General features: G+C 43.2%; 15 protein-coding genes. 10 read left to right on the top strand and 5 right to left on the bottom strand.

Annotation, left to right across the window (positions count from 1 at the left end):
* Positions 1 to 24: 24 nt before the first annotated feature.
* Together CLV51_RS06720 and yihA are read right to left on the bottom strand one after the other, a co-directional pair.
* Positions 25 to 615: an RNA polymerase sigma factor gene (locus tag CLV51_RS06720; protein ID WP_106527205.1), complete on the bottom strand. Its 591-nt coding sequence runs from the start codon at positions 613 to 615 to the stop codon at positions 25 to 27.
* Positions 616 to 764: 149 nt separating this feature from the next.
* A complete protein-coding gene (gene yihA / locus CLV51_RS06715) occupies positions 765 to 1,373 on the bottom strand; it encodes a ribosome biogenesis GTP-binding protein YihA/YsxC (protein WP_106527609.1) in 609 nt (202 codons plus the stop codon).
* Positions 1,374 to 1,459: 86 nt separating this feature from the next.
* Between yihA and ubiE the strand changes: the two genes are divergently transcribed.
* The 5 genes from ubiE (at position 1,460) to CLV51_RS06690 (ending at position 7,517) form a co-directional block, all read left to right on the top strand.
* Positions 1,460 to 2,206, top strand: coding sequence for a bifunctional demethylmenaquinone methyltransferase/2-methoxy-6-polyprenyl-1,4-benzoquinol methylase UbiE (gene ubiE, locus CLV51_RS06710; RefSeq protein WP_106527204.1), 747 nt, complete (start codon positions 1,460 to 1,462; stop codon positions 2,204 to 2,206).
* Positions 2,179 to 2,880: a type IX secretion/gliding motility protein PorT/SprT gene (gene porT / locus CLV51_RS06705; protein WP_245898639.1), complete on the top strand. Its 702-nt coding sequence runs from the start codon at positions 2,179 to 2,181 to the stop codon at positions 2,878 to 2,880. The genes ubiE and porT overlap by 28 nt, the downstream gene beginning before the upstream one ends.
* A 121-nt stretch (positions 2,881 to 3,001) precedes the next feature.
* Positions 3,002 to 4,345: a dihydroorotase gene (locus tag CLV51_RS06700; protein WP_106527203.1), complete on the top strand. Its 1,344-nt coding sequence runs from the start codon at positions 3,002 to 3,004 to the stop codon at positions 4,343 to 4,345.
* Positions 4,346 to 4,508: 163 nt separating this feature from the next.
* On the top strand, positions 4,509 to 5,837 hold the full coding sequence (locus CLV51_RS06695) for a MutS-related protein (RefSeq protein WP_106527202.1): 1,329 nt from the start codon (positions 4,509 to 4,511) through the stop codon (positions 5,835 to 5,837).
* Positions 5,838 to 5,978: 141 nt separating this feature from the next.
* Entirely contained in the window at positions 5,979 to 7,517 is a 1,539-nt protein-coding gene (locus CLV51_RS06690; protein WP_106527201.1) for a YifB family Mg chelatase-like AAA ATPase, read from the top strand.
* Here the strand turns inward: CLV51_RS06690 and CLV51_RS06685 are convergent.
* Positions 7,514 to 9,640: an elongation factor G gene (locus CLV51_RS06685; protein WP_106527200.1), complete on the bottom strand. Its 2,127-nt coding sequence runs from the start codon at positions 9,638 to 9,640 to the stop codon at positions 7,514 to 7,516. The two genes, CLV51_RS06690 and CLV51_RS06685, sit on opposite strands and share 4 nt — an antisense overlap.
* A 150-nt stretch (positions 9,641 to 9,790) precedes the next feature.
* Here CLV51_RS06685 and CLV51_RS06680 point away from each other — a divergent pair, with 150 nt between their 5' ends.
* The 5 genes from CLV51_RS06680 to CLV51_RS06660 all read left to right on the top strand — a co-directional run bounded on the left by CLV51_RS06680 (position 9,791) and on the right by CLV51_RS06660 (position 16,218).
* Positions 9,791 to 11,569, top strand: coding sequence for an ABC transporter ATP-binding protein (locus CLV51_RS06680; protein ID WP_106527199.1), 1,779 nt, complete (start codon positions 9,791 to 9,793; stop codon positions 11,567 to 11,569).
* Positions 11,570 to 11,629: 60 nt separating this feature from the next.
* Positions 11,630 to 12,067, top strand: coding sequence for a DUF983 domain-containing protein (locus CLV51_RS06675; RefSeq protein WP_106527198.1), 438 nt, complete (start codon positions 11,630 to 11,632; stop codon positions 12,065 to 12,067).
* 606 nt (positions 12,068 to 12,673) lie between these two features.
* A complete protein-coding gene (locus tag CLV51_RS06670; protein WP_106527197.1) occupies positions 12,674 to 13,114 on the top strand; it encodes a hypothetical protein in 441 nt (146 codons plus the stop codon).
* A 266-nt stretch (positions 13,115 to 13,380) separates the two neighbouring features.
* Complete coding sequence (locus CLV51_RS06665; RefSeq protein WP_106527196.1) at positions 13,381 to 13,671, top strand: hypothetical protein; 291 nt, start codon at positions 13,381 to 13,383, stop codon at positions 13,669 to 13,671.
* Positions 13,672 to 13,749: 78 nt separating this feature from the next.
* On the top strand, positions 13,750 to 16,218 hold the full coding sequence (locus CLV51_RS06660) for a TonB-dependent receptor (protein ID WP_106527195.1): 2,469 nt from the start codon (positions 13,750 to 13,752) through the stop codon (positions 16,216 to 16,218).
* A gap of 131 nt (positions 16,219 to 16,349) precedes the next feature.
* On the opposite strand, the gene CLV51_RS06655 is transcribed toward CLV51_RS06660, so the two are convergent.
* Together CLV51_RS06655 and CLV51_RS06650 are read right to left on the bottom strand one after the other, a co-directional pair.
* The gene (locus tag CLV51_RS06655; protein WP_106527194.1) at positions 16,350 to 17,933 is read right to left on the bottom strand and encodes a DUF1501 domain-containing protein; all 1,584 of its coding nucleotides are present in this window, start codon (positions 17,931 to 17,933) and stop codon (positions 16,350 to 16,352) included.
* Between the two features lie 17 nt (positions 17,934 to 17,950).
* Positions 17,951 to 19,582, bottom strand: coding sequence for a DUF1800 domain-containing protein (locus tag CLV51_RS06650; RefSeq protein ID WP_106527193.1), 1,632 nt, complete (start codon positions 19,580 to 19,582; stop codon positions 17,951 to 17,953).
* Positions 19,583 to 19,912 lie beyond the last annotated feature (330 nt).

The following is a 19,912-nucleotide window of genomic DNA, read 5'->3' as shown; positions in this document are numbered from 1 at the left end:
ACGATCCGCAGGGAAAATTTTTTTTCAGGATGATAAGATATGACAGAAAGCAGTGGCTACGATGGCTATATCGGCATGCTGATGCAGGTAGTGTCGTACAAAACGGGAAGCCTTTACCAGCTGGTCCCTTACCGTATTGATAGAGATACCCAGGTGATCCGCAATTTCCTGGTTGGTCCATCCTTCTATCTTACTCATTTTAAATATCAGCTGGCGCTGTAGCGGCAAACGGGAGATGGCGTTCATCTTAATGACCTCCAGTTGCCTGGTATAAAGAAGATTGTCTAACGTACCATCATCCTCTACATATGTTTCCAGAAAATATTTGCGGAATTTTTCTTCATGCACTGCTTTTTTCAGATAGTCGAATACGTAGTTCCTGGCGCTGCTGAACAGGTAAGCTTTTAACGACAGGAAAGGATTTAGTGTATCATACTTTATCCAGATCTTCATAAATACTTCCTGCACTGCATCCAACGCCACATCCGGCAATCCGCATAGTTTCAGCGTATATCCATATATCTGGTTTCTGTATCTTTCATATAATACGTGAAAGGCCTCCTTATCTCTCTCCATTATCTTTTTACACAGCTCTTCATCAGTAGCATCCAACATGACAACAAAGATTTTGGTAATACAATGCCATATTTAAAACAGGATAAGGATCAAATATAAATAAATATTTATCCCCTGCTACCAGGATTATAAAGCCCCGGAAAAATCACACAGATGTTGGAGAGAGGAGGATTGTTTATTAAATTTCATCAGGCAATTGCCCGGAACTGTGCATTCATTTCATCAATATAATTCAGTATCGCATCTCTGCCGGTTTTCTTTACTGTAGATGTAACGAAGTTAGGAGGCAGGAATTGCCAGGTTTCGCGCATTTTATTCAGAAATGTTTTCACATTCTTACTTACTATTGCCTGGGTACTTTTATCTGCTTTGGTAAATACCAGACTAAAGGGGATATTCCATCCTCCCAGCTGATTAACAAATTCCAGATCTATTTTTTGTGGTTCATGGCGGCTGTCGATTAGCACAAATACGCTTACCAGGTTGGTACGTTTACGGAGATAATTTTCTATCATCTGTTCCCACTGTCTGCGTTGTGATAAGCTCCTTTTGGCAAAACCGTATCCTGGTAAATCCACCAGGTACCAGGCATTATTTATAGCGAAATGGTTAATCAGCTGTGTTTTACCGGGTGTACCGGATGTTTTGGCCAATCTTTCGTTGTTAGCCAATATATTGATCAATGAAGATTTTCCCACGTTGGAACGGCCTATAAATGCGTATTCCGGCCATACCGGTGTAGGGCATTGTTCCCAATCGGGGCTGCTGATAAGATATTCTGCTGTTTTGATAACCATAGTAATATTGCTTTGTTCCATTAAAAATCCCGCATCCCTGTATTTGCATTCTGTCACATGACTACATTTCTTTAACTTTGCGGACTATGTCAGAAAATGCAAATGTTCAGAAGATCGTTCCCTTTGAAGGGTCAAAATTAAGCAAGAAGGAGCAGATAGCGACCATGTTTGATGATATTGCTTATCGTTATGACTTCCTTAACCACTTTATGTCGCTCGGAATCGACATCATCTGGCGGAAAAAAGCACTGCGTTATTTAAAGTCGCTTCAGCCCAAACATATGCTGGACGTAGCTACCGGTACCGGTGACTTTGCTATTATGGCAGAAAAGCGGCTGCATGCTGATAAAATTGTAGGCATTGATATTTCCGAAGGAATGTTGACCCATGGCCGGGAAAAGATAAAAAAACTGGGCCTGGGCGATAAAATTACGCTGCAACTGGGTGATAGTGAAACAATAAGTTTTCCGGACCAGACGTTTGATGCCATAACGGTGGCCTTTGGCGTGCGTAATTTTGAAAACCTGGAAAAAGGGCTGTCTGAAATGAGACGTGTACTGAAGCCAGGAGGTAAATTAGTGATCCTTGAATTTTCCAATCCCACAGTTTTTCCTATTAAACAATTATATAATTCGTATTTTCGTTACATAACACCGCTGATCGGGAAATGGATAGCCAAAAGCCAGGCGGCCTACAGCTATCTGCCAGAATCTGTGAAAGCGTTCCCACAGGGAGAAGCAATGCGAATTATTTTAACTAACACAGGATTCCAGGCCGTTACATGCAAAACGCTATCATTCGGCATATGTTCTATTTACTGCGCTACGCGCTGATATTTTTGTTATTAATGATTGTGCTACCGGCAAAAGCACAAACTAACATGAATATGCTGGAACATGATGCAAAACCCTATTACTTTGGAATAACCCTGGCTGCCAACCAGTCCAATTTTAAATTGACGCACTCCACTGCCTTCCTGGCTAGTGATTCCATTACGATTGCAGAACCCCTGAAATCAATGGGCTTCAATCTTGGATTACTGGCCAATGCCAGGCTGAGCGAGCACTTTGATCTACGCTTTAACCCGCAGCTCATCTTTGCCTCTAAAAATCTGTACTACCGGGAAACCTATCCCAAGCCACAGGATACCGACAAAAAGATAGAATCTATCTTATTAAGTTTCCCGCTACAAATTAAATTTAAGTCGGACCGCATAGGCAATATGCGTGTATATACTATCGCCGGACTTAAATACGATTACGATCTGGCCTCCAATGCCCGTGCCCGTAAAGCTGACGATCTCGTGAAAATCAAAAAAAGCGACTACGGCTATGAAGTAGGCGCCGGTTTTGAATTTTATTTCGAGAGCTTCATTTTTTCACCCGAATTTAAGATCAGTAACGGCTTTGGCAACGTGCATATAAAAGATCCTAATCTGCGCTTCTCCAATGTGGTAGAGAAGCTGCAATCCAGAATGGTGGTGTTTTCCATTCATCTGGAAGGATAAATGCTGAAGAATTACGAATTACGAATTGCGAATTACGTTGATCATAGCGGATGATCTTTGCGGATGATCAACGTAATTCGCAATTCGTAATTCGTAATTCCAATTTTTCTACCTTTGCGGAATGCAAAACTACCTCATCAGGAATATAGCCGTGGTAAACGAAGGCCATACCACGGTACAGGATGTATGGATCAAGGATAACCGCATTGAAAAGATAGCGCCTCATATCACTCCCAGCGGTAATTACACGGAAATTAACGGAGAAGGGAAACACCTGCTGCCGGGCATTATAGACGACCAGGTGCATTTCCGCGAGCCAGGCTTAACACAAAAAGCCACCATTTACACAGAAGCACGTGCAGCCGTTGCCGGTGGCACTACCAGCTTCATGGAAATGCCTAATACCAAGCCCGCAGCACTTACACAGGAATTACTGGAAGATAAATACACCATCGGGAAACAACATTCCCTGGCTAACTACTCCTTTTTCATGGGTGCTTCCAACGATAATGTGGAAGAAATCCTGAAAACAAATGCTAAAAAAGAAAGCGTTTGCGGTGTCAAAATATTCATGGGGTCTTCTACCGGCAATATGTTGGTAGATAATTATCTTACCCTGGAAAAAGTATTTTCTACCAGCGAACTCCTGATTGCTACCCATTGTGAAGATGAAAAGATCATCCGCAGCAATATGGAAGCATTTCAGCGCGAAAAAGGCGACCAGCTTACTGCTGCGGACCATCCGCTGATACGCAATGTGGAAGCCTGCTTTGAGTCGTCTTTGGTAGCCATTCAATTTGCTCAGAAACATGATGCCCGCCTGCATATCCTGCATATTTCCACGGCTAAAGAATTGCAACTGTTCAGTAACATGATGCCACTGGCAGACAAGCGCATCACCGCAGAGGTTTGTGTGCATCACCTGCATTATACCGCAGATGATTATGCACAGTACGGCAATCTGATTAAATGTAATCCGGCCATCAAATCTCCGGAGAACAAAACAGCGCTATGGCAGGCCCTTCTGGACGATCGTCTGGATATCATTGCTACAGACCATGCGCCACATACCTGGGAGGAAAAACAGCAGCCTTATCTGCAGGCGCCATCAGGCGTACCATTGGTACAACACAGCTTGTTGCTGATGCTGGAACATGCCAGACAGGGTGATATCTCCATAGAAAAAGTGGTAGAAAAAATGAGCCATGCACCTGCGGTCTGCTTCCAGATAAAAGAAAGAGGATTTCTGAGAGAAGGATATTTTGCTGACTGCGTAATAGTGGACCTACAGAGCCATACCGCTGTTAACAAACAAAACATTTACTACAAGTGCGCCTGGAGCCCGTTTGAAGGACATACCTTCCCGGCTGCCATCACACATACTTTTGTAAACGGTCACCTGGCATATGCAAATGGAACATTTGATGAATCAGTAATGGGAGAGCGATTAGCGTTTAGCCGTTAGCTTTTAGCCGTTAGCTTTTAGCTTTTAGGAAAATGCAGCGAAGGTTAAACAGGAAGTGCCATCTCCGCTGCATTTTCCTAAAAGCTAATGACTAAAAGCTAAAAGCTTATGGATTTTTTCCTTCCTTGCATCTTCCACTTTATATTCACTAAAAAGACGCTGCATGCAACTGGACAAAACTTCCTATTACGACCTGTCTATTTTTAACCGCGACGAAGAGTATTCCCTATTCCACCGACTCGACTTCACTACAACTTCCGGCGGACGCGATTATTTGCGTCAATTGTTCAGTAATCCGCTACCCGATATCAACACCATTGAGAACCGGCAGAAAGCATTACAGTATATCCTGGAACAGGAAAGCAACTGGCCTACTATTATTTCCAACGGTACCATTGTAGTAGTGGAAAACTATATGGAAGCGCAGATTGAGCCGATCTCCAATACAGAAGGCATTCCTTTGCATATACAGGCGTTGATCAATAAAACACTGTATGCGCCTGACTATGGTTATATCAAATTCGCTTTTACGCAGCTGGTGAATTTGCTTCAGGGCTTCCGTACGTTTATTAATGTATTTAATTCCGACGAAACACCTAAAGTGCTGAAAATATTGCTGGACAGGGCACAGCACCTGTTAAGCAAGCGCGATTTTTTTGAAATCCTGAAAACAGAAGAAGAAGGAAAATTAAATTATGTACAGATCCTGCGCTATGATAATTATATCAGGAAAAGACATAAAAAAGTAATTGTGGAACTGGTAACCCTTTATCAGCAACTGGATGCTTACTATGCCATGGCCAAAGCCATTAAGCATTATAACCTGCAATTTCCCCGTTTTTCCAACAGCACACGTCCGCAGATAAAAGCATCTCAACTATATCATATTATTCTTGACGAGCCTGTAGCCTATGATCTTTCCCTGGATGAAGCCTCGCATTTTATGTTCCTCACAGGCGCTAATATGGCTGGTAAAACCACCTTCATCAGAGCGGTAGGTATAGCAGTATTCCTGGCGCATATTGGCATGGGCGTACCTGCAAAAAATATGGAGCTGAGCTTCTTTCATGGTATCGTCAGTAACATACAGGTACAGGATAATATTTTTAAAGGAGAGAGTTATTTTTACAGCGAAGTACTGCGCATTAAGAATACTATCCTGCAGATTAACAATGGTCAAAACTGGCTGGTGCTGATAGATGAAATGTTTAAAGGCACCAATGTAGAAGACGCCAGAAACTGTTCCCTGGCTGTTATCAGGGGATTGCTGCGGAGTACAAATTGTTTGTTTATCCTCTCTACACATCTGTACGAAATAGTAGATGGATTAGATAAGGAAGACCGTATTCAATTCAAATATTTTGAATCAGAAGTAATAGATGATAACCTGCGGTTTACCTATCTTTTGAAAGATGGTATTGCAAAAGAAAAAATCGGTTATCTGATACTGAAACGTGAGAAGGTATTGGATCTGTTGCAACAGATCCGATAGCTTTTAGCCGTTAGGTTTTAGCTTTTAGCTTTTAGAGAAATGCAGCGAAGATTACAGTTGATCTTTGCTGCATTTCTCTAAAAGCTAAAACCTAACGGCTAAAAGCTTATCTTAGTGAATACACGTTAACCCAATATCCATATGATTGTTAAAACCTTCGGCAGCGCCATTCAGGGCGTTAATGCCATTACCATCACTATTGAAGTAAATGTTTCTTCACAGGGGAATCGATTGTTTATTGTAGGTCTGCCAGACAACGCCGTGAAAGAAAGTGAACGGCGCATTGAATCTACCATTCAAAGTTTGGGATTACATATGCCCAGAACCAGGACTGTAGTAAATATGGCGCCGGCTGATATCCGCAAAGTTGGTGCAGCCTATGATCTTCCTATTGCCATTGGTATCATTGCCGCATCCGGTAATATGGCTGCCACCTCCTGTGCGCAATACCTGATGATGGGAGAGCTCTCGCTGGATGGTACTGTGTTACCTGTTAAAGGTGCTTTGCCTATGGCCATACAAGCACTGAAAGATGGTTTCAAAGGATTTATCCTGCCCAAACAAAATGCGCGGGAAGCCGCTATGGTAAAGCAACTGGATGTATACGGCATTTCACACATCTCTGAGGTATTACGTTTCTTTGAGCAACCGGATAGTTTGCCGCCGGTAAAAACAGATGAGGATGATTTTTATACGGCGCAAGCTATTTTTGATGTAGACTTCAGCGATGTAAAAGGACAACATCAAATTAAACGAGCCCTGGAAATAGCCGCAGCAGGCGGTCACAACGCTATATTGATTGGTCCGCCGGGAGCGGGCAAAACCATGCTGGCAAAAAGATTGCCTACCATATTGCCGCCACTCACGCTACAGGAAGCATTGGAAACAACCAAGATACATTCTGTTGCCGGTAAGCTGCCGGAACATTCCTCTCTTATTGCAAAGCGGCCTTTCCGCTCACCGCACCACACTATCAGCGATGCTGCATTAGTGGGTGGTGGCGGCATTCCACAGCCTGGCGAAATTTCGCTGGCACATAACGGGGTGTTGTTCCTGGACGAATTACCAGAGTTTAAACGCAAAGTGCTGGAAGTAATGCGACAACCGGTGGAAGAAAGGAAAGTCACCATTTCCCGCGCCAGAACAGCCATTGATTTCCCTGCCAGCTTTATGTTGCTGGCTTCCATGAATCCCTGTCCCTGCGGGTATTTCAATCATCCGGAGAAAGATTGTACCTGTGCACCCGGACAAGTACAAAAGTACCTGAATAAAGTATCCGGTCCTTTGCTGGATCGCATAGATTTACATGTGGAAGTTACACCGGTATTATTTTCAGATCTGTCTGTTCCGCAGGCCACTGAAAAAAGTACGTGTATCCGTGACCGTGTGATGGCTGCGCGCGCGATACAGGCCCGTCGCTTTGCCGGCCATGAAGGGATTTACTGCAATGCGCAAATGCATAGCCAGTTACTGGGAACCGTATGTGTGGTGAGTGACAGTTGCCGGGAACAACTCAGGCATGCTATGCAAAAGCTCAAATTATCTGCCAGGGCTTATGACAGGATACTGAAGGTAAGCAGGACCATTGCAGACCTGGATGGCAGTGAAAGCGTAGAGCCCCCGCACATGGCGGAAGCGATACAATTCAGGAATCTTGACAGAGAAGGATGGGGTAATTAAATGCTCAGATCTTCCTTATAGCTGTCGCTTAATTTCTTTTGTAATTCTGGTGGCACAGGCGCATATTCTGCAAACTGGGATTTCAGCTTTGCTTTACCCTGCGTAACGTTTCGCAGCGCAGCGAAGAGTTTGTCGAGTTCCGCTTGGGGTGTGCGTGCTTTTATTACCTGGTAGCCGTTTATTGTATCCATGCCTGTTATAACGCTGCGGCGACTTTGTAATTCGCTCATAATATCGCCCATCATTACATCGGGGGCTATGGCTTCGAGGTCAAATACCGGTTCCAGCAGCTGTGGCGCTGCCTGGTGGAAAGCATCGCGGAAAGCCATCATACCGGCTATTTTGAAAGAAATATCGTTACTGTCTACCGGGTGCATTTTACCATCGTATACGCTTACCCGTATATCGCGTACATACGATCCCGTTAGCGGGCCTTCCTGCATTTTTTCCATCACTCCTTTCAGGATAGATGGCAGGAAACGATTGTCTATAGCACCTCCTACGATACAATTGTTGAAAACCAGCTTACCGCCCCAGTTAAGTGCTATTTCTTCCGTATCGCGCACAGTATGTTCTTTATAGGGTGGCATGCCTTCGTACCAGGGCTCTATCCGCATAAATACTTCTCCAAACTGTCCTGCGCCGCCGGATTGTTTCTTATGCCGGTAAGATGCCAGTGCAGGTTTTTGAATCGTTTCGCGGTAGGGTATTTTTGCAGCGTGAAAATCTACCTGCATCTTATAAATATTTTCCAGTCGCCATTTGGTAACGAGTAAATGCAGGTCGCCTTGTCCGTGCAGGATCACCTGTTTCAGTTCGCGGTTAAATTCCACTTCGAGTGTAGGATCTTCCATGTGGATTTCTGCCAGTACTTCGCTGAGTTTTTCATCATCACCTTTATTTTTCGCTTCAATGGCTACACGTACTTTAGATCCGGGAAAATCGATAGGGACTATTTCTCCGGGGAAATTTTTCTCTGCTAAAGTATGATTGGTAAGGGTGTTCTTCATTTTAAGGGTACAGCCGATGTCTCCTGCGCGCAAGCGTTCCACATTATTGCGGTTTTTTCCATCTGCAATGAATAACTGGCTGATACGTTCTGTGGTATTACCTTTTTCATTGATCAGTTCCATTCCTCCCCTTACTTCTCCGGACATTACTTTAAAATAGGTGAGGCGGCCTATATGTGGTTCCTGTAGGGTTTTGAATATAAACAATCCGGTGGAGCCAGCGGCATCGCAGGGTACCTTTTTGCCATCTTCTGTAATTTCCGGCGGCATTTCCACGGCAGAAGGAACTACATTGTCTATAAAGCCCATAAGACGGCCGCTGCCCATATTATTTTTAGCTGATAAACAAAATAGCGGGAACACCTGGTGGTTAAGCATGCCTGTTTTAATGCCTTGCCGCAGTTCATCTTCATCCAGGCTGCCTTTTTCGAAATAAAGTTCCATGAGGGTATCATCATTTTCGGCTGCTTTCTCTACCAGCTCGTTGTGTAGTTGGTCGGCACGTTCCTTTTCATTATCGGGGATGGGAAGTTTTTCGGGTTTTCCGCCATTTTCGGGGAAGCGGTACATGGTCATTTTGAGGAGATCGATGATAGCATTGAATCCGGTGCCCTGGTTAACAGGATATTGCATCACTGTTACCGGGCGCCCTAGTATGCGCGTAGCCTCCTCTACTGTTTTGTTGAAGTTAGCCAGCTCTGCATCCAGTTGATTGATAGCCAGGATAGTAGGTTTACGATACTTATCTACATAATCCCATATCAGTTCTGTACCTATTTCCACCCCATATTGCGCATTCAGCAGCAGAATAGCGGTATCGGCTACACGAATAGCGGCAATTACTTCGCCTATGAAGTCTTCCAGGCCGGGGGTATCGATAATATTGATCTTATAGTCTTTCCATTCCGTGTGCAACAGGGTAGCATATACGGAGTTACCTCGTTCATGCTCAATTTCGTGGTAGTCAGATATAGTGTTTTTTTCTTCTACTGTTCCGCGCTTGCCAATGATGCCGGCTTCGAACAACATAGTTTCGGAGAGGGTAGTTTTGCCGCTTTTGGGAGCCCCTAACAGTACGATGTTTTTGATATGTTTTTCATCATACGTCTTCATATGTGGAGATTTATGTAGATAATCCTTAATCACCGATGCCTTTAAAAAGAACTTACTATTAAGTTAACCTTTTTTGACCAAAATAGCCAGGACTTTTACTCATAATATGTGGCAACATACAGTAACTTTGCACCTCAGGAAATTGGACTTATGAAATTATTACTGCATTATTTAAAGAGATATAAATGGCTGGTAGTGTTAGCAATGGCGTTAGCCAGTATAAACCAGCTGTTTTCCTTGATGGACCCGATGATTTTCGGGTGGATTGTAGACAGATTTGCTTCTCATCCACACACAACCCTCAAAGGAGGAATTATTTTCCGGCCGGAAAATAATTATTTATGGGGCGTATTGCTCCTGGTAGGCGCCGCAGTGGGCGTAGCCATGGTATCCAGGATTGCCAAAGCCTTCCAGGATTACTTTGTAAATGTAATTGTGCAGAAATTTGGGGCACAGGTGTATACCGATGGCTTGAAACACTCACTCAGACTGCCGTACCAGCAATTTGAAGATCAGCGTAGCGGAGAAACACTGGCTATTTTACAAAAAGTGAGAATAGACTGTGAAAAGTTTATCACCGCCTTTGTGAACGTACTCTTTGTATCGTTGATAGGCGTGCTGTTTGTGATGGTGTACGCAGCAGCAGTGCACTGGACTTTGCCTTTTGTGTATTTAATCGGCTGTATTTTACTGACGATCCTGATGAGTTTATTGAGCAGGAAGATTAAGGTTATCCAGAAAACAATTGTAAAGGAAACCACTGCACTGGCGGGTTCTACTACCGAATCGCTTCGTAACATAGAGCTGGTAAAGAGTTTAGGGTTAACCAACCAGGAAATCAGGCGTTTAAATTCTACTACGCTGAAAATTTTACTGCTGGAGCTAAAGAAAGTGAGGAGCATTCGCAGTATCAGCTTTGTGCAGGGTACTTTTGTGAACCTGATGCGTCAAAGCATTTTATTCCTGCTCCTGTTTTATGTTTACCGCGATGTAGTAACCATGGGACAACTGATGACCTTACAGCTTTATTCCTTCTTCATTTTTGGCCCGCTGCAGGAATTGGGCAACATCATTCTTAACTATCGCGAAGCGCAGGTATCCCTGTTAAATTTCCAGGGTATTATGAGTACACCGGTAGAGGAAATGCCCGCCAATCCTGTTAAAATCAGGCATATCGACGAGTTGTTGTTTGAGCGGGTAGGTTTCAAACACCTGACGGCTGCTACCAAAGCATTGGATCATGTAAACTTTTCTGTTAAAGTAGGAGAAACCATTGCGTTTGTAGGGCCTTCCGGTTCCGGCAAAACCACGCTGGTGAAACTATTAGTAGGACTATACAAACCTAACGAAGGCCATATTTTATACAATGGCGTAGATGCCAATGCGGTGGATATGGAAGAATTGCGGCACCAGGTAGGTTTTGTAACGCAGGATACGCAACTGTTTGCGGGTACTATTAAAGAGAATCTGCTCTTTGTAAATCCTGGTGCTACAGATGCAGAAGTGATGGCAGCACTGGATAAGGCATCCTGTTATTCGTTGCTGGCGCGGGCAGACAAAGGCCTGGAGACAGTGATTGGTGAAGGAGGTATTAAGATTTCCGGTGGTGAAAAACAACGTTTATCTATTGCCCGTGCGTTGCTGCGTAAGCCACGCCTGCTGGTATTTGATGAAGCTACATCTGCGCTTGATTCTATTACGGAAGAAGAAATCACTTCTACCGTACGCCAGGTAACAGCCAGCAAACAACATATTACTGTAATGATTGCGCATCGTTTGAGTACTATCATGCATGCAGATCGTATTTATGTACTGGAAAAAGGACGCATTGTAGAAACAGGCAGACATGAAGACCTCGTGGAAGAGAAAGGATTATACTATGCCATGTGGCGCCAGCAGATTGGTGAGCGTAAAGTAGAAGCAGTATAAAGCCGCCATTGTTTCCGCTTAAACCGCCTCTTCTAATCCCTAATTGACTATTTTCGCACAATGAGTACAAAACAGCCAGGACGTCCGAATTATTTTGTCAGCATGCTGACAATGAAATGCCCGAGATGCAGGAAGGGAGATATGTTCAGAGATCAAAACCCGTTTCATGTAAGGTTTTCAAAGATCTTTAACATGTACGACAACTGCCCTGTATGCGGACAGAAATATGAGCTGGAAACTGGCTTCTGGTTTGGAACAGGCTATGTTAGCTATGCATTATCAGTAGCTTTTAGCGTGTTTAATCTTATCTGGTTTTGGTTGTTTTTTGGCTTAACGTGGAGAGATAACAGCATATTTGTATGGCTGGGTGTGAACGGGGTGTTGCTTGTACTTATTCAGCCCTGGCTAATGCGGATATCAAGGGCTATTTACCTTTATTTCTTTGTGTATTACGATGAGGATACCGCGAAACTGGAAAAACCGGTGCATCAGCACTAAAAAATAGTTGGAAAAAATTTGGGGCTGTAAAAACAGCCCCTTTCTTTTTCAACCAAAATCTGAACCAATGGTGGTCAGAAAATCTTTACTCGGGCAAAAACCAATAATTGAAAAATGAGGGAAAACTGCTCTTGCAAATCGTGGCAGGAAGATCTATCGAACACTTTCCATTAAGTTTCGCAAAACTACAAAATCTATCAGTATAATATTTATTTAATTACATCAGCGGTAGCAAACAATAGTAACAATGGTTTGCAATCCTAAAAAACCTATAAAATTATCAAGCCCGCCAGTATTCACTTTCATGGCAGCAGTACAAATTTTTAAATACTGTATAATTATTATATAACAACTATAATACATGTGTATGCAAAATAATCCCTACTTTACATTTATGTTACTTTTTATTAAAAAATGTTTCCGTTCCCGGATTTTACTTTTAAGCTTTGTACACTTTTAATCAGTCGGATTGTATCCATCAAAATGGTTTTATCCCCATAAGAAATGATCATCGTGCATACCGGATACATCTCCTGACTATCTTTTTCTATCTTCACCAAATCCACAAAAAAATAATAGCTTTATCTGCAAAACAGTAACTATATCGTGCATAAATCCTTACTCCTATTAGCGTTCACATTTCTTGCCTGTAACAATCCTGAAAAAAACGGGGCACCTAAAAAAATAAATTCTCCGGCTGCTGCACATGCAACAACGAAAGCATTCAAACTGGTTAGTGGCAATACAGATAGTGCTGTGGCTGTATTTGAAATGGCTGGCATCAGTGTTTCTTTCAGCAATGCTGCTGATTCCATGCAAACCATTCGTATCAGTCAGCATGGAAAACAATTGATAAATTATATACGGGGAATGGATACCATCGCCGCTACGATACCTGTACCTCAATTAATTACGGAAGGCCGGGATACTGTTGTTGGATTTAATATTTCCCATCAGCATACATCCAGTAACTTATTTTTTAAGATAAAAAATAACAAAGCTACCTATACCAAAACCATTGATACCATTCCTGCTACATTGAAATAGCAAAGATGGCCCTACCACCGTCTTTTTATATTTTCATAGTTTTGGGTTAAAAGTTTATATTTGCAACAATAGTGCATTTACCGGAATGCCGTTTTTTGCTAACAGGATATAATTAATGCCAGCAAAGCCTTTAAACACTAATGATTACCAGTTATCCCGGAATTGGTCCTGGCAAGAAATATAATAAGATCCTTAAATATTGTATTTTACTTTTATAAGCAAAGTGTAACGTTATTAAACAGCTAAAAAAAATATGCTCCTTATTAATGCTGGTAGTGCTGATTTTCAGTACTACACCGCATGATTTTGTGCACTTGTTTGCCAACCACAAGGATACGGTGGATGTTCAGCGTCCTGATTCTCCGTTGGTTATCAGTGAAAAACATACACACTGCGATTTTTTAAACATCAGTTTAGCACCTTTCCTTGCTACATTTTCACCATTGCTGCAAATGCAGGTGATTGTATTTGAAGCCCGGATTATTACTATTCCTGATAGTTTTCATAACGTCATCGCCCTACACCCTTCTCTGCGCGCACCTCCTGTCGCCTGTTGATTATTTTAGTGTCATTATTGTTGAGTAACAATCATGAACAACCTTATTTTTTAATCATTTTATGTTACAAGTTTCTGTATGAACTTAAAATTAAGTTTATTGGCATGCCTGTCATGGCTGTTGCTAAACCATTTACCAGCGCGCGCAAATGATATTGACAATAATTCATTATCGGGTAATATTATTGATGCCAACTCACATCAGCCATTAATCGGGGCTACCATTTACATTCCGGATCTGCATGCAGGAGCGGCTTCCGACGCTAAAGGTCATTTTCGTTTAAACAACCTTCCATCCGGTAAATATCTGCTGGAAGTAAAATTTATGGGGTATAAAAATATTTCACAAACGATTGTTATCAAAGGCGATGTTAAACAGGATTTCATCCTGTACACCTCAGCAGTAGAACAAAATGAGATTGTAGTAACCGGTCAGTCGAAAGCTACTGAAATACGCAGAAGCCCGGTGCCATTGGTGGCTGTGAACACTAAATACCTGAAAGAAAACTTCAGCACCAACATCATTGATGCCATTGCTAAAGTGCCTGGCGTATCAGGTGTAACAACAGGACCTAACGTATCCAAACCATTTATCAGGGGATTAGGTTATAACCGTGTACTCACGCTATTTAATGGTATGCGGCAGGAAGGCCAGCAGTGGGGAGATGAGCATGGTATTGAAGTAGATCAATACGGTATTGACCGTGTGGAAATAGTGAAAGGCCCTGCAAGTCTTACCTATGGCTCAGATGCCATGGCGGGTGTAGTGAACCTGATTCCTACCGCTCCTGCTCCGGAAGGAAAAATAATTGGTAATGTGATGGCAGAATACCAGACCAACAACGGGCTGGCAGGTGGATCAGCTATGATGTCCGGCAACAACAAGGGGTTTACATGGTTGGCCAGGTTGTCGCGTAAAGAAGCAAAGAACTATCAGAATAAAATAGACGGACGTGTTTACGGTACCAACTTTAAAGAAACTGATGCAAGCGCTTCTTTAGGTATTAACAGGGGATGGGGTTTCTCTCATCTTGATTTATCTATGTACGATGACCTGCAAGCTATTCCCGATGGCAGCCGTGATTCTGCTTCCCGCAAGTTTACCAAACGGATTACAGAAGATGATACAGAACGTCCTATTGTTTCCGATAAGGAATTAAACAGTTATGGATTGCCTGTTTTGCATCAGCATGTACAGCATTACCGCGCATTTTCGTCCAATAGTTTTAATCTGGGTGAAAGCAGCCTGTCTGTAGGATTGGGTTTTGAAAAAAGCGTAAGACGGGAATTCAGTCATCCTGAACAAGGTGATGTCCCTGGTCTTTATCTCAAATTAAACACGCTTACTTACGATATAAAATACTATTTCCCTGAGTGGGGTGGCTGGGATCTGACAGCGGGTGTTAATGGTATGTACCAGTCTAACAATGTTACATCAGGTACTGAATTCGTGATACCGTCCTATCATCAGTTTGATGCCGGTCCTTTTGTAATGGCAAAAAAATCGTTTGGTAAACTGGATATATCCGGTGGCGCGCGATATGATATCCGTTCATTCAATAATGATGCACTGTTGGTACGCACCAATCCGAAAACAGGCTTTGACATGCCTGTAACTGATACTGCTGGTGCTTCTCAGCCGTTCAATAAATACAGTCATACCTTCTCCGGCTTTACCGGAAGTTTAGGTTTAACTTATAATTTCTCAGAACACTTCTCTGTGAAGGCGAATATTGCCCGTGGATTCCGTTCACCAAATATTGCTGAAATATCTGCCAATGGTGTACATCCGGGTACTAATATTTACCAGCTGGGCAACTCCAACTTTAAACCGGAGTTCAGCCTGCAGGAAGATATCGGGGCAGACTTCATCTCAGATCACATTTCAGCGAGCCTGAGTTTATTCAACAACGATATCCAGCATTATATCTTTAACCAGAAGGTATTAAACGGTGCCGGACAGGATTCTGTCATTGTACCGGGTAATCAAACGTTCCAGTACCAGGCTGCACATGCACGTTTGTATGGTGGCGAGTTTAGTCTTGATATTCATCCTCATCCGCTGGATTGGTTACACTTTGAAAATTCTGTTTCCGTGGTGTATGCAGAAAACAAAGGACAAAGTGGTAAGGCTGTAAACGATAGTGCAAAGTATCTGCCGTTTATCCCTCCCGTACATGGTGTTTCCGAACTGAGAGCTGAATTCAAAAAACCGGCTACGCATATACGTAATATGTTTGTGAAAGTGCAGATGGCATGGTATGCAAAACAAGACAGGGCTTATCTGGCCTATAATACAGAAACGGCTACACCGGGTTATACTTTGTTCAATGCAGGTATTGGTACTGATATAACAGACCATGCAGGTAAAACATTATTTACCGTATCTGTATTTGGCAACAACCTGTTTGATATAGGCTACCAGGATCACCTGAGCCGTCTTAAATATTTTGAGCAATATCCTAATGATCCGAGAGGCAGATCAGGCATTTACAATATGGGGCGGAATGTGGGCGTACGCATATCTGTACCGTTTAATCTTAGATAAAGCCTTCATTATAATATAAAAAAGCTTTTAGTAGTTAGCGATTAGCTTTTAGCAAAATGCAGCGGAGATAGACATATACACTATCATCTCCGCTGCATTTTGCTAAAAGCTAATCGCTAACTACTAAAAGCTTAATTCACCTTCAGCATAGGACGCACCTGTTGTATAGGGCCATTCTGGAAGCGGGCATAATAGATACCGCTGGGCAGATTGTGTGCATCAAAAACAAAAGTATAAGTGCCGGGTGTATGAACTTTATTAATGGGCACACTTACCAACCGTCCGGTAGTATCAAAAATCTGGATCATGGTATTACCGCTGCCGGTGATATAAGTGATAGATGTGGCTGTGGTGAACGGATTGGGACTATTAACGATGAGATGTTTACCATCTGTATTAAGATCCGGTAAACCTGTGATCACGCCGCAAGCCACGCCACTGATGAGTGGCAGGCGCTGGTAGTCTTTTTGCAATACTTTCTGCAGTACTGTCTGGTCTACACAAAACCACTGTTCCAGCAGAGAAGCGTATATAGAGCGAAAATCGTACTGCATGGGAATATTATCGATCACGGAAGAGGCATCCGGTAAGGATGGTGAATTTCCCAACACACCCTGGTTTACATAATCGCCGAAAATGATCATGGGTGCGGCCGCGCCGTGATCAGTACCCATGCTGTAATTAGATTTGATACGGCGGCCGAATTCGGAGAATGTCATGCCCACTACTCTACGGGAGGCATGCAATCCTTTGAGGTCATCCATAAATGCTTTGATAGCGTCGGATACGCCGCCCAACAGGCCGGCATGTCCTCCTTTGCTGGTATCGCTACCATCCGTTTGATTTGCATGCGTATCAAAACCGCCCGTACTAACCATATAGAGGCGCGTTTTAAGGCCTCCTGCCACAAGGCGGGCAACTATCTTCAATTGCTCCGCGAGGCCGTTATTGGCAGGATAAGCCCCTTGCGACATCACTTTCGCAGCTGCTGCCTTAATTGTTTTTTCGTAGCTGTTGGTTTGTTTGGCAATGAGCCGGATATATGCCAGTTCTTTTCCCGATTTGGTATTAGGAACGGGGTCTGTAACGCCGTCTATCAGGTTATAAAAATCTGTAGCACTGGTAATGGCAATACCCATGCTTGCATTGGGTCCCTGAAAGGCAGGGGATACAATAGAACCTATTTGTATCGCCAGTGGATCAGGATTATCTGCATTGGGATAATTATCCGGGAAACCGGGATATTGTGTATCCAGGTAGCGTCCGCCCCAGCCGTCATTGAGTACTTCGTTGGAGTCGGAGCCGGTTAGCCATATATCGGTAGCGCGGAAATGTGAGAAGTTGGGCGATGGATAACCCACGCTTTGAATGATGCTTACTTTTCCGTCGTTGTATAATTGCTGTATGCCTGTCATAGCCGGATGCAGACCGGATTTCAGGTAGTTATCCAGCTTCAGCACTTTACTTTGCGCGATAGCGATGTTATTACGTGCCGCCTGGTATTTGCCGTATACATCCAGTGGTACCACCATATTCAGCCCATCATTACCACCCGTTAGCTGTATCATAACCAGTACATGGTCGTTATCAGCCGGGACGCTGTTTAATGCATCCAGCATGGGAGAGGTCCCGAAAGCTTTAATAGAAAAGCCGTTGATTAATGTTGGCAGGATGGCAGCCGGCGCTGTATATTTAAGGAAATCTCTTCTTTTCATAAAAGGTTTTTCTGCTATCAGGATAATTGATATTCCGACAGGTCCATGATATATTTATACAGCGCTTGTAAGCGGCTTTCTACGTCGTTTTTCAGTGCAGCATCTCCTGGCGAAGCTTTGTAGGCAGTCCATGCATTGGTCCAGTAGAAATTACTGTTGGGGCTCTGTCCACTCAGCAGGATGGTATTTTTAAGAAAATCCTTCAGGTTAACGGAAACGCCTACACGATAAAGTATATCCAGTGAATCATTTACCAGTGCAACGGGATCTCCGGGGTTGGAGAGTTTATCTGCAAAAGCGATAACATCTATGCGCAGGTTATTAAAACCTGCAGCGCTGATGAGTGCATCGCTCAGCTTATTACGTTTGGGTAATGTGTCTGTATTAATCCACAGTTCATGGAAGGACGGCACCTGGTAGTAGGCTTCCCATCCGGCCACCAGTGGTGGATCGCCGATATTTTGCAGCATAGCAGCAGCATGGTCATGAATACTGCCCCAGGCTGTGTACTGACCGGGATAATCGGGAGGGAATGTGACACCGAATTCGCGGCAAAGTCCCACACAAAAATCAACCGGGCTTTTAATCAGGCAGGCCATATTCAGCGGATCAAAAAAATGTTCGCTGATAAAGAGGGCATTGAGCGTGGTTTTAATGTCGTAGCCACTGCTGCGGAAAATGTTTGCCAGCGGGGTGATTACATTTTGTTCTGTGGCTGCATCAATATCATAGTATACAAAGAACCGGTATAATTTCCGGCAGATAAATTTCGCCACTTCCGGTTGTCCGAAAATAATATTGAGGAGGTCATCTACTTCAGTAGCGCCATCTGTGCCTGTTTTCCCGGATATTACTTTATTCAGATAGAAACCGGAAAACAGTTTATTGGTGATATCGTGTTGTGTAGTATCGAAGAGGCTGACGATGTTTGTTCTATCTACTCTAAATCCTGTGAGTACGCGTGCCGTGGCTCTTACATCCTCTTCCGTATAATGGGAATCGGGTCCTTTACCTACCGTAAAAAGCTCGTGTAGTTCTCTTGCATAGTTTTCATCCGCAGCACCTTTGGAGTTGAGGTAACCGTTGAGATACACCAGCATTGCGGGATCCAGGGTTATTGCTTTGGTGAGTGCCTTAAAGTTTCCTAAAGCATTTTGTCGCAGGGTAAGATTATACTGGTAGATGAAGCGGCTGTCATTTACCGTTTTTGTTTCCGTAACAAAATGATTATGCCAGAAGAGCACCATTTTTTCGTGTATGCTTGCCTGTTGGTTCACCATTTGTCCTGTCCACCATGCTTTATAGGAGTTCATCCGCTTTCTTTCCAGCATTTCATCTCCCTGTGGTGCTTTTATCCAGGTAGCGCCGGGTGTAACGCCGGTGGTATCTATGCCATAGTTATTTACCGGTGGCAAAGGATCTGGCTGAGCTGTCAGCAGTGTATCTACTACCTGTTGCATCGTCATGCTTTTGAGTGCATTGATATTAGCAGGTGTAGCACCGAAGAGGGTGCGTTTCAGCAGGTGAATAAGCTGTAAGGTTCCCCAGTTGCCGGTATAGGGGGCCATACCTGTATCTGTGCGGGCAAAAGCGGTACTTGTCCGCGTATTGCGGTCAGGCGATAAGGTTAGGAATTGTCTACGATCCATAAAGTGATATGGTTGAGTGGCTAGGGGGCCGATTATGAGGCCAAATTAATAAAAAATTTAATCTATTTAAAAGAAATGTGATATTAAATTATAAACAAGTAGATCAAAATAGCATTTTATGCGCCATAATGAGAATTAAATTATCAATCTGATACTATCTGTATTAAATTGATAATCAATAAGTTACATCCAAAATTATTTGCTGGAATTCGATAAAACACTTACATTTGGCAAGTCAGTCAAAATACAGAAATGCCAAAGGGATCTGCCCCTTCCTTGCATAGAAAGGCAGTCCCTTTGGATTTCGAATGTTGAGCATTCAAAAACTAT

This window comes from Chitinophaga niastensis (assembly GCF_003014755.1).
Taxonomy (GTDB): domain Bacteria; phylum Bacteroidota; class Bacteroidia; order Chitinophagales; family Chitinophagaceae; genus Chitinophaga; species Chitinophaga niastensis.
The sequence above is the reverse complement of the archived record's forward strand: the minus strand, read 5'-3'. Positions and strand labels throughout refer to the sequence as shown.